Here is a 13,765-nt window from a genome sequence, read left to right on the forward strand (position 1 = left end):
CGTGCGCGCCGGGGGGGCGCGCGCGCTGGCCCTGCTCGAACCGGCGCCCAAGCGCGCCGAATGCGAGCGGCGCTTTCTGTGGGCCCAGGAACAGGGCTTCGTGCCCGCCGGCCGCATCAACTCGGCCGCCGGCCTGCAGTTGCAGGCCACCCTGATCAACTGCTTCGTCCAGCCGGTGGGCGACTCCATCTCCGGGGTCGACGGCGGCCTGCCCGGCATCTATACCGCCCTGTCCGAGGCCGCCGAGACCATGCGCCGCGGCGGCGGCGTGGGCTATGACTTCAGCGCCATCCGCCCCATGGGCAGCAAGGTGCGCGGCACCGCCTCGCGTGCCTCCGGGCCGGTCTCCTACATGGAAGTGTTCGACGCCTCCTGCCGCACGGTGGAATCGGCCGGCGCGCGGCGCGGCGCCCAGATGGGCGTGCTGCGCATCGACCATCCCGACATCGAACGCTTCATCGCCGCCAAGGACCTGGGGGCGCTCACCAACTTCAACATCTCGGTCGGCGTCCTTGATTCCTTCATGCGTGCGGTGGAAGACGACGCCACCTTCGAACTGGTGCACCGCGCCGAGCCGGGCGACGAAGACCAGGCGGCCGGCGCTCGCCGGCGCGAGGACGGGCTGTGGGTCTACCGCGAGGTGCGCGCCCGCGTGTTGTGGGAACAGGTGATGCTGTCGACCTACGACCATGCCGAGCCAGGCGTGCTGTTCGTCGACCGCATGAACGCCGAGAACAACCTCTGGTACTGCGAAGAGCTGAACGCCACCAATCCCTGCGGCGAGCAGCCGTTGCCCGCCTACGGCTGCTGCGACCTCGGCTCGCTCAACCTCACTTGCTTCGTCGAGCGGCCCTTTTCCGACGACGCCGGCTTCGATTTCGCGCGCCTGCGCGAAGTCGCCACGGTGGCCGTGCGCATGCTCGACCTGGTGCTGGACGCCACCGAATGGCCCCTGCCCCAGCAGGCCGCCGAGTCGCGCGCCAAGCGCCGCATCGGGCTCGGCTTCCTCGGCCTGGGCAGCGCCCTGGTGATGCTGGGGCTGCGCTACGACTCGGACCAAGGGCGCGCCATGGCCGCCCGCATCGCCGAGACCATGCGCGACGCCGCCTACGCGGCCTCGGTGGAGCTGGCGCGCGAGAAAGGCGCCTTCCCGCTGTTCGACGCCGACCACTACCTGCGCGGGCAGTTCGTCAGCCGGCTGCCGCAGGTGCTGCTCGACGCGATCCGCGTGCATGGCATCCGCAATTCGCACCTGCTGTCGATCGCACCCACCGGCACCATCTCGCTGGCCTTTGCCGACAATGCCTCGAACGGCATCGAGCCTCCGTATGCGTGGCGCTACCAGCGCAAGAAGCGCACGGCCGACGGCGGCACGCGCAGCTACGAGGTGCTCGACCACGCCTGGCGGCTGTATCGCCAGCTGGGACACGATCCCGAAGTGGGCCTGCCGCCGCAGTTCGTGACCGCGCTCGAGATGCGCGCCATCGACCACCTGCGCATGGTGGAGGCGGTGCAGCCCTTCGTCGACACGGCGATCTCGAAGACCGTCAACGTGCCGGAGGATTATCCCTACGACGACTTCCGCGACCTGTACAGCCAGGCCTGGCATGCGGGACTGAAGGGACTGGCCACCTATCGCCCGAACACGGTACTGGGCAGCGTGCTGTCGACGACACCCGCGCCGGCGCCGGCAGCGCATCCGGCGCCGGACGACGACCCGCTGCTCAAGCGCTTCGAGCGCCGGCCTTTGGGCGAGCTGGAATCGGTTACCTCCAAGATCGAGTATTCGACCCAGGAAGGCCGCAAGAGCGCCTACCTGACGGTGAGCTTCATCCGCACCGAGGGCCATTGGGAAGGCCAGCCGGTGACCATCGAGCGTCCTTTCGAGTTCTTCATGCCCGGCAACCAGCGCACCGGCGGCCACCAGTGGATCACGGCCTCGATGCGCCTGCTGTCGATGGTGGCGCGCGCCGGCGGGCCGATCGCCAAGGCCCTGGCCGACATGCGCGAGGTGGTCTGGGAAAAGGGCCCGGTGCGCTGCGGCCACCTGACGCGCGAGGATGGCGTGCAGGTGCCGGTCTACCACGACTCGGAAGTGGCGGCGATCGCCTTCATGCTGCAGCGGATCCTGATCCGGCGCGGCTTCCTCGACGCCCTCGGCAACCAGGCGCCGGTCGGGGACCTGGCGCGCGCCTTCTCCGAACGCGGCGGCGCGCCGATGCCGGAGGCCGCGCCGCAGCCGCCCACGTCCAGCGGCGCCCTGCCCGTCGCCACCGGCGCCAAATGTCCGGAGTGCGGGGCGCGCGCCTTGCGCAAGGTGGACGGCTGCACGCGCTGCGACGAGTGCCATTACGTCGGCGAATGCGGCTGACTGCAGCCGGCGGCTCAGGCATACTGGGCGGATGAGCTATCTCGCCCTTAAACACCTGCACATGAGCTTTGCCGTCCTGAGCGGCAGCTTCTTCCTGATTCGCGGCCTGTGGATGCTGGCCGGCTCGGCGCGCCTGCAGCAGCGCTGGGTGAAGATCGCCCCGCACATCGTCGACACGCTGCTACTCGCCAGCGCCATCGGCCTGGCCGCCTGGAGCCGCCAGTATCCTTTCGTGGCGCCCTGGCTCACGGCCAAGGTGCTGGCGCTGGTGGCCTACATCGTGCTTGGCACGATCGCCCTCAAGCGCGGGCGCACGCCGCAGGTGCGCCTGGCCGCCTTCATCGCGGCGCTGGCCTGCTTCTTCTACATCGTTGCGGTCGCCGTCACCAAGAACCCGCTCGTCATCGCATGAGGGCGAGCGCCGGCCGGACATGCCGGCGCGCCAGCCTCTCGCGTAGCCGCAAGCCCGGGCGCTCTACCGCCAGGTAGAGCAGCGCTCCCGCCGCCACCGCCGCGCCGCCATAGCAGCCCAGCACAAGCAGGTTCGATCCTTCGAGATACGCGCCCGCGTGCTCGCTCACCAGGCGGAACATGGACTTGTGGGTCAGGTAGAGGCTGAAGGCGAGCGTCGCCACCAGGCGTGCGCCGGGCAGCTCGATGCGGCCGGGCAGGATCGCCGGGCTTGCCATGCCGACCAGCACGCAACCCAGTCCGAGCGACAGCAGCGGAAAGCCGACCACCGCGCCGGCTTCGGTGACGAGCCCTTCGAACAGCGGCGCCGCCGCAATCACCAGCAGCAGGCCCGCGGCCAGGAAGGCCCAGCCGCGCGCCGTCATCCAGCGCCACCATGCCGGCCGGTGGAGGCGGACGGCCGCCAGGGCTGCTCCGATCAGCAAGCCGTCCAGCCGGGCCCAGGTCGGATTGTAGACATGCTCGATGTAGCGCAGGACGAACCAGTCCTCGCCTTCCTTCACGTGTAGATAAGGCGCGACCTGCGCATGCCAGGCCCAGGCGCGCAGCGCGATCCCGCCGAGCAGCACCGCCAGCACGAACAGCGCCGACTTGCGCAAGCTGGGCCGGCGCGACAGCAGCGCCACGGCCAGCGGCAGCAACAGGTAGAAATGCTCTTCCACGCACAGCGACCAGGCGTGGGAGAACGCGCGGTTGCGGAAGTAGTCGGGGAACAGGTTCGCCGTAAAGCTCAGGAATTGCCAGGCCGGCTGCATGCCGGGACTCTCGCGCCAGCCCGGGAGCCACAGGTAGAGCGCCAGCACGGCCAGGTAGGCCGGCAGCACGCGCAGGGCGCGGCGCAGCAGGTAGTCGCCCCAGCGCGGCCCTTCGGGCGCCGCGCTGGCCGCACATACCTGGCCGCCGACCAGGAAGCCGCTCAGCACGAAGAACAGGTCGACGCCCATCCAGCCCAGGTCGGCGATGGGGCCGAGGACGGGACCGAACTGCGGTCCGTAGCTGACGAGGTGATAGGCCATGACCCAGACGATGGCGAAGGCGCGCAGGAGATCGAGTCCGGGAAGACGCTGGTGATGCATGGATGACGATACGGAGAAGACGCGTTGGAGAATCAGTGCTCCCGCAACCGCGCGAGCCGCGCCGCGACCTGGTCGCGCTCGCGGCGCCCGAAGGCGGGCTTGGCGCCCAGGGCCGACTGGTAGGCCGCGATCGCGCGCGGCTCGTTGCGCAGTTCCTGGTAGACCTCGCCCAGGGCCTTGTACACGTAGGACTTGGGCCCGATGAGCGCCGCCCGCTCGAGGAAGGACGCGGCCTCGGCCAGCCTGCCCTGCGCGCGGGACACGAGCGCCAGTCCATAGCTGCCGGCTTCGCTCGATGGAATGCGGCGCTGCAGCTCGGCGTACAGGCGGCTGCTGTTCGCGAAACGCCCGGCATCCAGATAGGCTTGCGCCAGCCCGGCGAGCAGGTCGCGGTGGACGCTCTCCACCAGCTCGTACCTGGCCAGGTTCGCGGCCAGCACATACTCTTCCGCATCGGCGAGCCGGTCTTCGCTCTGGGCGCACAGCGCCAGCATCAGGCGCGTGAGTTCGGGGTCGGTGCGATGGACTTCCATCGCCAGGTCGCGCGCCCGGACGGTGCTCCCGCCGAGGAAGAACGGCGCGCGCAGGTAAAAGCGCAGCAGCGACACGCGCGCGCGGTAATTGGTGGGATCGAGCAGCACGGCGCGCTCGTAGGCCTCGCGCTGGGCGCGCGTGTTGCCGAGCGCGGCGACCATCCAGCCGCTGCCCTGGGCTTCCAGCACCTTGCCCAGCGCTTCCGTGCACAAGCTGTTGCCGGATTGCGCAGCGACGCAGCGTTCCGCGGCGGCCTCGGCCTCAGGCAGGCGGCCGGCCGGGTCCTGAGCCAGGATCAGGTCGACCGTGCCGGCCAGGGCAAATGCATCGTTCGGATCGCCGGCCAGCCGTTCGGCAATGGCGCGGGAAGCGTCGGCAAAGCGTTTCTGGTGGACCAGCTGGGCGATCGGATGCACGGGCGCGGCGCAGACGTCCCACAGCGGGCCGCATGCCAACAATGCCGCTGCCCACCAGGGCCTGAGTTTCGCCAGCATCGATGTCCTTTCCCGCGCAGGAACGTCGTTTGGCGGTCCGGCGGCGGCCTTACCCATGTCGGATAATCGGCCGTGATGATTTGAGAGAAAGCAAATCCTCACATGAAAGTATCTGTTCGTCAACAATACATATGCGAAGTTAACAGGTGGCCCGGCGTTGCCAGTCCCTCTGCAACACTGGACAATGGGCGTTCGGCACACTACGAGACCTGGGAAGAACGATGAAAACAAGCACGGAATCGCAAGGACAAGCCTCAGCCGCCCAATTGATCGACGCCAGGATCGGCGAGCTGAACGACTGGCGGGGCGCAAGCTTGGCACGGGTCAGGGACCTGATCCATCAGGCCGATCCTGAAGTAGTCGAGGAGTGGAAGTGGAGCGTGCCCGTGTGGTCGCACGGCGGCATCCTGTGCACGGGCGAAGTCTACAAGAAGGCGGTGAAACTGACCTTCCCCAAGGGCGCGTCGCTCGATGATCCCTCGGGCCTGTTCAACTCCAGCCTGGAAGGCAATGTGCGCCGCGCCATCGATATCCCGGAAGGCGCGAACGTCGACGAGGAAGCGTTCAAGGCGCTGATCCGCGCGGCCATCGCACTGAATCTGTCGGCGCCCCCCAAGCGGGCGCGCAGCAAGGCTTGAGCAAGCATGCACTTTCGTGATGGTGCGGCAAACGGAAGGCGGACGCTGCCGCCTTCCCGGATACCGGCGATAATGATGATTGCCCCTTATTTGCATCACACTGGACCATCACATGACCGACTTCGACAGCGTTCCGCTGGAGTTTTTCCAGGATTACCCGGAACCGGGCGTCAATTTCATTGACGTCGGCTGCATTTTCGATAACCCCGAGCACTGGCGCCTCGCCATCGACACGCTGCACGCGAAGACCGAAGACCTGCACTTCGACTTCATCCTGGCCATGGACGCGCGCGGCTTCATGCTGGCCGGCGCGCTGGCCTATGAGCGCAAGGTCGGATTCGCGATGGCGCGCAAGGCAGGCAAATTGCCGGGCAAGGCCATCAGCGTCGATTACCAGCGCGAGTACGGCAGCGCCACGATCGAGATCCAGCCGGAGCGCATCAAAGGGCAACGCGTGCTGATCGTCGACGACGTGCTGGCGACCGGGGGGACCATCGAAGCGGCGGCGGCCCTGCTGCGCCAGATCGGCAAGGAAGTGGCCGGCGCGGCTGCGCTCTTCGATATCGCTTTCTTCAAGGACAAGCGTACGCTCACGATGCCGGTCGTGACCTTGCGCGACGTGTAAGTATCCATGTCCAACCCGGATGCGCGGCGTACTTCGTGCATGGCGCTAGCGCTTCGCTAATTGTTCAGGCGATAGATTTCTTCGACTAATTCAGGCGGCATTGCTGGAGGCTTTGCTCAAGCTGCTCCAGCGTCACCGAAGGTGAAAAGTACATGGTGATTACCTCTCCTCCGGGCCGCTCGGCCGATGTATGACACTCTTGTGGAAGGTCGCACTCGTCTCCGAGGTAATCATCGATGAAATCAAACAGCTCGTAGTCGTCAACGATGACAACGAGCCTGCCACTGTCATCGAGGCCCACCGAGATATGTGGAAGAATTTCTTTCATAGCTCTCTTTGTATTCGATTTCGTTGCTTACGCTGACATCCTGTCGCACGGCTAGGCAGTGATTCCTGCCGCGGCTGAACTGCACGCGACTGCTCGCCCTCAAACCGCCGCTTCCCGGCGCTTCTACCATGTGACGACCGCAATGACGTCATGTAAGGAGCGAGATGAGTCTAGCAGTCCTCAGGAGCCGCGCACTGGCCGGCATGCAAGCGCCGGCCGTCAGCGTCGAAGTGCATCTCGCAAACGGCTTGCCGGGCATGACCATCGTCGGCTTGCCCGATGCGGAAGTGCGCGAAGCCAAAGACCGTGTGCGCGCTGCCTTGCAGAATTCCGGCTTCGACGTGCCGGCGCGGCGCATCACGGTCAACCTGGCGCCGGCTGAATTGCCCAAGGAATCGGGCCGCTTCGACCTGCCGATCGCGCTCGGCATTTTGGCCGCCTCGCGCCAGATCCGCGGCGAACAGCTGGATCGCTTCGAATTCGCGGGCGAATTGTCGCTGTCGGGCGAGTTGCGGCCTGTGCGTGGTGCGCTGGCCATGACCTTCGCCATGCATCGCCAGCGCGAAGGCAACGCCGGCGCCTTCATCCTGCCGCAGGCCAATGCCGACGAGGCCGCGCTGGTCGAGGATGCCGCGATCTATCCTGCCCGCACCTTGCTGGAAGTGTGTGCGCATTTCTCGCACTTGCCGGAAGCGCCCAGGCTTGCCCGCTATCGGCGCGCACACCTGGCGGCCAATCCCGCGTATCCGGACTTCGCCGAGGTCAAGGGACAGCCGCAGGCCAAGCGCGCGCTGGAGGTGGCGGCGGCCGGCTGCCACTCGGTGCTGCTGGTCGGCCCGCCCGGCGCCGGCAAGAGCATGCTGGCGGCGCGCTTTCCCGGCCTGCTTCCGCGGATGAGCGATGGCGAGGCCTTGGAATCGGCTGCCGTGCAATCGCTGGCCGGCAGTTTTTCGCACGAGCGCTGGCGGCAGCGGCCGTTCCGCAGTCCCCATCACACCACCTCGGGCGTGGCGCTGGTCGGCGGCGGCAACCTGCCGCGTCCGGGGGAAGTGTCGCTGGCCCATCATGGGGTGCTGTTCCTGGACGAGCTGCCGGAGTTCGACCGCCGTGTGCTGGAAGTGCTGCGCGAGCCGCTGGAGTCGGGTCACATCACGATCTCGCGCGCGGCGCACCAGGCCGATTTTCCGGCGCGCTTCCAGCTGATCGCAGCCATGAACCCTTGTCCTTGCGGCTGGCTCGGCCACCCGTCGGGCAAGTGCCGCTGCAGCCAGGAGGCGGTGCAACGCTACCAGGACCGGATCTCGGGTCCCCTGCTCGACCGCATCGATATCCAGCTGCAAGTCGCCGCGCTGCCGCCGGACAGCATGGGGGCGCAAGCCGACGGCGAGCCGAGCAGCGAAATAGCACGGCGCGTCGAACGGGCGCATGCGCGCCAGCTGGCGCGGCAGGACAGCTCCAACAGCCAGCTGCGGCCAGGGCAGATCGACAGCTTGTGCCAGCCCGATGCGGCCGGCAGGCAGTTGCTGCACACGGCCGCGCGCCACCTGCACTGGTCGGCGCGCGCCTACCACCGCGTGCTCAAGGTGGCGCGCACGATCGCCGACCTGGCCGGCGCCGAGCATGTGGAGGCGCCGCATGTGGCCGAAGCGATCCAGTACCGGCGCGCGCTGCGCGAGCACTAAACCGGAGCGTTAGCGCTCAATGCTCGGTACCGGCGTAGATCCACATCGGCTCGGTCTTCCCTGCCCGCTCGAAGCCCAGCCGTTTATAGAATTCGATCGCTTCACCGTCGGCGGTCAGCATCATCTGATGAAAGCCGGCGTACCTGTCGAGCAGGGCCTCATCATCTTCCTGCCGACACCGGCGCCCTGATGGACCGGATCGACCAGCATGTGAGGGAAGTAGACGACCAAATGGCCGTCGGAGATGGCGTTGCCCAGTCCAACCAGCTGGTCTCCGATGCGGGCCGTGACCAGCGCATGGGAATTACGCAGGCCGGCCATCAACTGATCCGGCTTGTCCGCCGAGGACCAGCCGTTGGCGCGATACAAGTGGATGACTTCATCCCTGTCGATCTTATCGGAGAGCGAGACTTCGATGCTCATGGATTCCTCATGATCGTTGATGTGGACAGCATGACGCTCAATGTTCGTCCCACAAATAGTCTATCCCCCTCTGCACGGACAGAAGGTCCATTTGCGCCCGCATCAGCTAAACACCACCAAGATAACAAGCGAGCAGGCCATCCGAACTCTCGATATCGAGAATGTCCATGATCCGCTCCAACTCCATCCCGAAGTGCTCCCTCCCCTCCGTGTCTTCCTGCTCGACCAGTTCGAGTGAGCGCTGGAATTCGGTCAACACCCAGAGCTTTGTCGGATGGCGTGCAATCCCTCGGATCAATCGATCGGCCAGATCGTTCAGCACATTCGAGAGCCTCAGACGCTCTTCGAAAACGCCTGTCCCGGGTAGCATGGGCAGCTTGGGCTCGCGACGACGGAATGCGGCGAGTTCCTCAAGGACGCGCTCAGTGATAGCTAGCTGCTCATCCACAACTTCAGCCAAGGGATCATCGCTCATAGGTATCAAAAAGGCTTAGGCAGACCCGAAGGCCGCCTGCTCGCGCGCGGCGCGCTTGATGGCTTGCGGCGGCTGGCCGAAGGCGCGCAGGAAAGCGCGGCGCATGCGCTCGGGATCGGAGAAGCCGGTTTCGCGTGCGACCACGTCGATCGGGTGATTGCTGCTCTCGATCATGGCGCGCGCGGCTTCCACCCGCAGCACCTCGACCGCGCGTGCCGGCGACTGGCCGGTCTCGAGCCGGAAGCTGCGGCTGAACTGGCGCGTGCTCAGGTTGGCCGCTTCCGCCAGCTCGTCCACCGACAAGGGCTTGCGCAGGTGACGCTTGGCGTACGAGAGCGCCTGCTGGATGCGGTCCGACTTCGGCTCGAGCTCCAGCAAGGCGGAGAACTGCGACTGGCCGCCGCTGCGCCGGTGGTAGACGACCATCTGGCGCGCGATGTGTTTCGAGGCATCCCGTCCAAGGTCGCTCTCGACCATCGCCAGGCACAGGTCGACGCAGGCGGTCATGCCGGCCGAGGTCCAGATGCGGCCGTCGTTGATGAAGATGCGGTCCTCCTCGACCCGCGCCTTCGGATAGGCGCGCTGCAGGTCGCGCGCCATGGCCCAGTGGGTGGTGGCGCGGCGGCCGTCGAGCAGGCCCGCTTCGGCCAGGATGAATGCGCCGGTACAGATGCTGGCCGTGCGCCGCGATTGCTGGCTTGCCTCGCGCAGGTAAGCCAGGAAGGGCGCCGTGGAGCGGAAGCCCAGCGGCTGCATGACGCCGGCGACGATCAGGGTGTCGAAGTCGTAGCGCCCGGCGGCTTCGGTGAACACGCCCACGCCCGAGGAGCTGGGCAGGACACCGCCCTTCTCGGACAGCATCGTCATCTCGTAATGCGGTCCCGAATCCATATTGTTGGCGACCTCGAAAACGGTCGTCGCCATGAGATCGAGCGCCTGGAAGCCCGGCGGGAACAGGAAGCCGATTCTGCGTTTCATGAGGAGCCTTGATGAATGGTTGCCATATCGATCATACGACAAGTCGCGAACCGCCATGACGCCCCTCCTCCGTTTTGGAGAGGCGGCGGCGGGGATCGCCCGGCGGCTCCGCTGCTGTTACCATCCTGGCATGCGAGCACATACTTTTTTCCGGACCGGCCGCCTCCTGGCCATGGCGGCCCTGGTCGCCAGCTGCAGTCCGACTTACAACTGGCGCGAATACACCAGCCAGGACGGCGCCTATACGGTGCTGTTCCCTGCCAAACCCTCGTCGTTCACGCGCTCCATCGACCTGAACGGAATGCGGGTCGACCTGACCATGACCGCCGCCGAGGTGGAAGGCACGACGTTCGCCGTCGGCTCGGGCGCGGCGCCGGACGCCGCCGCGGCCCAGGCGGCCCTGCCCGCCATGCGCCAGGCGCTGCTGCGCAATATCGGCGCCGCGGACAGCGGCGCGGCGCCTGACGAGAAAGGCCGCCTCGCGGTCGACGCCGGCGGCACCGGCAACGGGCAGCCGGTCAAGCTGGTCGGCCGCTTCGAAGCGCGGGGAACGCGCTTCTACCAGGTGATCGTGCTGGGCAAGCGCAGCACCGTGACGCCGGAACAGACGGAGCAATTCCTCACCTCGTTCAAGCCGCAATGATGGACGGCGCCGTCCCCGCCCTGCGCCTGGCCGGCCTGCGCAAGCAGTTCGGCCGTCCTGCCGTGGACGGGCTCGACCTGGAGGTGCGGCGCGGCGAACTCTATGCGCTGCTCGGCCCCAACGGCGCCGGCAAGACCACGACCCTGCGCATGGTGACGGGCTTGCTGGCGCCGGATGCCGGCAGCATCGAGGTGCTCGGCATCGACCTGGCCGCGGCGCCCGCCGCCGCCAAGATGAAGATGGCCTATCTGCCGGACGATCCAATGTTGTATGGGAAGCTCAAGCCGCCCGAGTACCTGGAGTTCGTGGCCGGCCTCTGGGGCGTGCATCCCGAGCAGGCGGAACCGCGAGCCCGCGCACTGCTCGACTGGCTCGACCTCGCCAGGCATGCGCATGAACTGACGGAAGGTTTCTCGCGCGGGATGAAGCAGAAGCTCGCGCTGGCCGGCGCCCTGATCCACGAACCGGAACTCCTGATCCTCGACGAGCCGCTCACCGGGCTCGACGCCGCGGCGGCGCGCCAGGTCAAGGACCTGCTGCTGTCCCACGTGGCCAAGGGCGGTACCGTGATCCTGACCACGCACATCCTCGAGGTGGCCGAGCGGCTGGCGCAACGCATCGGCATCATCCGCCAAGGCCGCCTGATCGCCGAAGGCACGCTCGACGAACTGCAGGCACGCACCCAAGGCGGTAGCCTCGAAGACGTGTTCCTCGAGCTGACCGGACAGCCATGAGCGCCGCACCGGGCAGCGTGCGCTGGCTGCTGATGCACGAGTTGCGGCTGGCCTGGTTCAACGCGGGGTCTTCTTCCGCTTCGGCGAGCCGGCGGCGGCCAGGGACCTCCACCATTCTCGTCCTGGGTGCAATCTGGATCGCGCTGCATGCCGGCGCGTGGCTCACATTGCGTGGACTGGAAGGGCTCGACCGCATGGCGCGACCGCTGCTGGCCGGAGTAACCGCGGCCCTGATCGTCTGCGCGACCGCCATGCTGTCGTCGAGCCTGAAGGCGAGCGTGGTGACCCTGTTCGAGCGCAGCGATCTCGACCTGCTGCTGTCGTCGCCGCTGCCGTCGCGCAGCATTTTCACAGTGCGCCTGGCCGCGATCGCGGCAGGGACGGCGTCCATCTATTACTTCTTGCTAGCGCCGTTCGCGCATGCGGGGCTGCTGCTCGGGCAGTACAGCTGGCTGAGCCTGTACCCGGCAGTGCTCGGACTGGCGGTGCTGTGCGCCTGCTGCGGCATGCTGATGACCTTGGGCCTGGTGCGCATAATCGGCGCGCGCCGCACGCGCGTGGCGGGCCAGCTGCTCGGGGCGCTGGCTGGCGCTTCCGTGTTCATCTTGTCGCAGTTGTACATGCAGAGCTCCCAGGTGAGGCAGCGGGATATCGGGGCGACCTTGTATGCGATGCTGTCGGGCGATGGCCGCCTAGGGCCCGACAGCGCAATGTGGTTTCCCGCGCGGGCCATGCTGGGAGAGCCCCTCCCCGCCCTGGGACTGCTGGCGATTGCCGTCGTGGCCTTTGCCGGCACGGCAGGCTATACACACCGCTTCTTCGTACATGGCCTGCAGCAGACGGCGTCCCAGCCGGAGACGCAGCGGCCGCCGGCACGGGGGACATCCTATCGTTTCCGCCGCAGTTTGTTCGAGACCATCGTCATCAAGGAATGGCGGCTGATCCTGCGCGATCCTCACCTGATTTCGCAAGTGCTGTTGCAGTTGCTCTACCTGCTGCCGCTGTTCTTCGTCATCTTTTCAAAGTCGGCCATCCAGCTGCCTGCAATTGCCGCCGGCTTGACCCTGCTGTGCGGCTCGCTGGCGGGTTCGCTGGCCTGGATCGTCATTGCGGCCGAAGATGCGCCGGACTTGCTGCGCAGCGCACCGGCGGCGCTACGGACGGTGCGGCTGGCCAAGCTGTCGGCAGCCGTCGTGCCGCCGCTGGCAGTCGTAGCGCTGCCTTTGCTGTGGCTAATTTACCGCGCACCCGTGGCCGGGTTATTTGCCTGTTTCTCCGTCGTCGCCGCAGTGTGGAGCGCGGCTCTCGTTGTGCTGTGGTGCGGGCGCCCGGGTGTGCGGAGCAGCTTCAAGGGACGAGGCAAAGCCAACTTCCTGAGCAATTTTCTGGAGATGATGGGCAGTTTATGCTGGGCCGGCCTGGGCGGACTGCTGGCGGCGCTGGGTGCTGGGTTGGCCTCGGGCGCTATCCTGGCAGGCGCTAGCGCGGCCTTATTGGGCGGTCTGATCGTGCTGCTGGCGGCCTGGCTGCTGCGGGACCGGCATCGGCGTGCGCTATGAGCGTGCGCGGGATGACCCCGATTTGAAGACGTGTTATCGTTTAGGCACTAACTGAATCACGGGATAGCCATGTTGATCAAATTTAAATGCAAATCGTACCCAGAGGTCCTGATGTACCAGGAACATGCCAAGCGCATCCTCGATTTGCTGCACAAAGACCCCGAGCGCGGCGTGATCACCGCCGAGGAGGCGCCGCGCGCCGTCCAGCTGATCGAGGGCGAAGTCGAGGAAAGCCGCAAGCATCAGGTCACCGACCAGGTGGCCCAGGACGTCCTAGCCCATGGGGAAGAAGAGGACAAGGAGCATGAGCCGATCGAGGTGGTCAGCTTCCCGACGCGCATTTATCCACTGCTGGAGATGCTGCGCTCGGCAAGGGATAACCGAACCGATGTGCTGTGGGGTGTTTGAATACCTCTGAAGGATTCCATCAGCGGCATAAGGGAAGCCCGTTTGGGTGAAGGAAGGGCTTTGTTTGTGCCGGGTGCGAGAGCAAACAGCCCCGTGGCGTTTAGCCACGGGGCTGTTTGTTTTTGTGGGTGGCGGTGTGCGTTGTGGTGGCTGGAACGGCTTCGCAGGTGTTCAGGCCCTGGTTGAACTTGGGTTCCGGCCTCCGCCGGAACGACGTGCTGAAGGAGTGTGCGCTATACGCGGCGGTATTTCTATCTACAGCCTCAAAACCGTCATCCCCGCGCAGGCGCGGATCCAAGTTCGTCGCATTCCGATAGCGCTTTTAT

15 protein-coding genes are annotated in these 13,765 nt (G+C 66.5%); 9 read left to right on the top strand and 6 right to left on the bottom strand.

The genetic code is table 11. From position 1 onward, the window contains the following. Nucleotides 1-2,371 (top strand): adenosylcobalamin-dependent ribonucleoside-diphosphate reductase (locus tag J8847_RS23125; RefSeq protein ID WP_211527035.1); only part of this gene is annotated, 2,371 nt, incomplete at its 5' end. 31 nt (nt 2,372-2,402) lie between these two features. Then, on the top strand, nt 2,403-2,783 hold the full coding sequence (locus tag J8847_RS23130; RefSeq protein ID WP_211527036.1) for a SirB2 family protein: 381 nt from the start codon (nt 2,403-2,405) through the stop codon (nt 2,781-2,783). On the opposite strand, the gene J8847_RS23135 is transcribed toward J8847_RS23130, so the two are convergent. Then, complete coding sequence (locus J8847_RS23135) at nt 2,773-3,918, bottom strand: acyltransferase (protein ID WP_211527037.1); 1,146 nt, start codon at nt 3,916-3,918, stop codon at nt 2,773-2,775. The genes J8847_RS23130 and J8847_RS23135 overlap by 11 nt on opposite strands. Nucleotides 3,919-3,950: 32 nt before the next feature. Then, the gene (locus J8847_RS23140; RefSeq protein WP_211527038.1) at nt 3,951-4,946 is read right to left on the bottom strand and encodes a lipopolysaccharide assembly protein LapB; all 996 of its coding nucleotides are present in this window, start codon (nt 4,944-4,946) and stop codon (nt 3,951-3,953) included. 221 nt (nt 4,947-5,167) lie between these two features. On the opposite strand from J8847_RS23140, the gene J8847_RS23145 reads away from it, so the two are divergent. Further along, complete coding sequence (locus J8847_RS23145; RefSeq protein WP_211527039.1) at nt 5,168-5,584, top strand: DUF1801 domain-containing protein; 417 nt, start codon at nt 5,168-5,170, stop codon at nt 5,582-5,584. 112 nt (nt 5,585-5,696) lie between these two features. Then, nucleotides 5,697-6,209: an adenine phosphoribosyltransferase gene (locus J8847_RS23150; RefSeq protein ID WP_211527040.1), complete on the top strand. Its 513-nt coding sequence runs from the start codon at nt 5,697-5,699 to the stop codon at nt 6,207-6,209. A gap of 85 nt (nt 6,210-6,294) precedes the next feature. Here the strand turns inward: J8847_RS23150 and J8847_RS23155 are convergent, their stop codons facing one another. Further along, nucleotides 6,295-6,537, bottom strand: coding sequence for a hypothetical protein (locus J8847_RS23155; RefSeq protein ID WP_211527041.1), 243 nt, complete (start codon nt 6,535-6,537; stop codon nt 6,295-6,297). Between the two features lie 164 nt (nt 6,538-6,701). On the opposite strand from J8847_RS23155, the gene J8847_RS23160 reads away from it, so the two are divergent. Next, nucleotides 6,702-8,219 (top strand): YifB family Mg chelatase-like AAA ATPase, encoded by a 1,518-nt coding sequence (locus tag J8847_RS23160; RefSeq protein WP_211527042.1) that lies wholly within the window; start codon nt 6,702-6,704, stop codon nt 8,217-8,219. A gap of 120 nt (nt 8,220-8,339) precedes the next feature. Here J8847_RS23160 and J8847_RS23165 read toward each other — a convergent pair whose 3' ends face one another. From J8847_RS23165 to J8847_RS23175, 3 genes are all read right to left on the bottom strand, one after another. Then, nucleotides 8,340-8,642: a GNAT family N-acetyltransferase gene (locus J8847_RS23165; protein WP_211527043.1), complete on the bottom strand. Its 303-nt coding sequence runs from the start codon at nt 8,640-8,642 to the stop codon at nt 8,340-8,342. Between the two features lie 106 nt (nt 8,643-8,748). Then, nucleotides 8,749-9,117, bottom strand: coding sequence for a DUF4844 domain-containing protein (locus J8847_RS23170; RefSeq protein WP_211527044.1), 369 nt, complete (start codon nt 9,115-9,117; stop codon nt 8,749-8,751). Nucleotides 9,118-9,132: 15 nt separating this feature from the next. Beyond that, nucleotides 9,133-10,095: a GlxA family transcriptional regulator gene (locus J8847_RS23175; RefSeq protein WP_211527045.1), complete on the bottom strand. Its 963-nt coding sequence runs from the start codon at nt 10,093-10,095 to the stop codon at nt 9,133-9,135. Between the two features lie 130 nt (nt 10,096-10,225). Here J8847_RS23175 and J8847_RS23180 point away from each other — a divergent pair, with 130 nt between their 5' ends. The 4 genes from J8847_RS23180 to J8847_RS23195 all read left to right on the top strand — a co-directional run bounded on the left by J8847_RS23180 (nt 10,226) and on the right by J8847_RS23195 (nt 13,439). After that, nucleotides 10,226-10,738 carry a hypothetical protein gene (locus J8847_RS23180; RefSeq protein WP_229513168.1) on the top strand — a complete coding sequence of 171 codons (513 nt, stop codon included), beginning with the start codon at nt 10,226-10,228 and terminating at the stop codon, nt 10,736-10,738. After that, nucleotides 10,735-11,472, top strand: a complete 738-nt coding sequence (locus J8847_RS23185) for an ABC transporter ATP-binding protein (RefSeq protein ID WP_229513170.1) — start codon at nt 10,735-10,737, stop codon at nt 11,470-11,472. The genes J8847_RS23180 and J8847_RS23185 overlap by 4 nt, the downstream gene beginning before the upstream one ends. Continuing rightward, complete coding sequence (locus J8847_RS23190) at nt 11,469-13,031, top strand: hypothetical protein (protein WP_211527046.1); 1,563 nt, start codon at nt 11,469-11,471, stop codon at nt 13,029-13,031. Before J8847_RS23185 ends, J8847_RS23190 begins: the two co-directional genes overlap by 4 nt. A gap of 69 nt (nt 13,032-13,100) precedes the next feature. Next, nucleotides 13,101-13,439 carry a DUF1840 domain-containing protein gene (locus J8847_RS23195; protein WP_211527047.1) on the top strand — a complete coding sequence of 113 codons (339 nt, stop codon included), beginning with the start codon at nt 13,101-13,103 and terminating at the stop codon, nt 13,437-13,439. The last annotated feature ends 326 nt before the right edge of the window (nt 13,440-13,765 follow it).

Origin of the sequence: Massilia sp. AB1, assembly GCF_018119385.1 — a bacterium.
Lineage (GTDB): Bacteria > Pseudomonadota > Gammaproteobacteria > Burkholderiales > Burkholderiaceae_D > Telluria.

Coding starts and splice junctions, on each gene's coding strand:
- J8847_RS23185 (WP_229513170.1), top strand. CDS start 10,735: ATGATGGACGGCGCCGTCCCCGCCCTGCGCCTGGCCGGCCTGCGCAAG.
- J8847_RS23190 (WP_211527046.1), top strand. CDS start 11,469: ATGAGCGCCGCACCGGGCAGCGTGCGCTGGCTGCTGATGCACGAGTTG.
- J8847_RS23155 (WP_211527041.1), bottom strand. CDS start 6,537: ATGAAAGAAATTCTTCCACATATCTCGGTGGGCCTCGATGACAGTGGC.
- J8847_RS23165 (WP_211527043.1), bottom strand. CDS start 8,642: ATGAGCATCGAAGTCTCGCTCTCCGATAAGATCGACAGGGATGAAGTC.
- J8847_RS23175 (WP_211527045.1), bottom strand. CDS start 10,095: ATGAAACGCAGAATCGGCTTCCTGTTCCCGCCGGGCTTCCAGGCGCTC.
- J8847_RS23140 (WP_211527038.1), bottom strand. CDS start 4,946: ATGCTGGCGAAACTCAGGCCCTGGTGGGCAGCGGCATTGTTGGCATGC.
- J8847_RS23145 (WP_211527039.1), top strand. CDS start 5,168: ATGAAAACAAGCACGGAATCGCAAGGACAAGCCTCAGCCGCCCAATTG.
- J8847_RS23150 (WP_211527040.1), top strand. CDS start 5,697: ATGACCGACTTCGACAGCGTTCCGCTGGAGTTTTTCCAGGATTACCCG.
- J8847_RS23180 (WP_229513168.1), top strand. CDS start 10,226: ATGCGAGCACATACTTTTTTCCGGACCGGCCGCCTCCTGGCCATGGCG.
- J8847_RS23160 (WP_211527042.1), top strand. CDS start 6,702: ATGAGTCTAGCAGTCCTCAGGAGCCGCGCACTGGCCGGCATGCAAGCG.
- J8847_RS23170 (WP_211527044.1), bottom strand. CDS start 9,117: ATGAGCGATGATCCCTTGGCTGAAGTTGTGGATGAGCAGCTAGCTATC.
- J8847_RS23135 (WP_211527037.1), bottom strand. CDS start 3,918: ATGCATCACCAGCGTCTTCCCGGACTCGATCTCCTGCGCGCCTTCGCC.
- J8847_RS23130 (WP_211527036.1), top strand. CDS start 2,403: ATGAGCTATCTCGCCCTTAAACACCTGCACATGAGCTTTGCCGTCCTG.
- J8847_RS23195 (WP_211527047.1), top strand. CDS start 13,101: ATGTTGATCAAATTTAAATGCAAATCGTACCCAGAGGTCCTGATGTAC.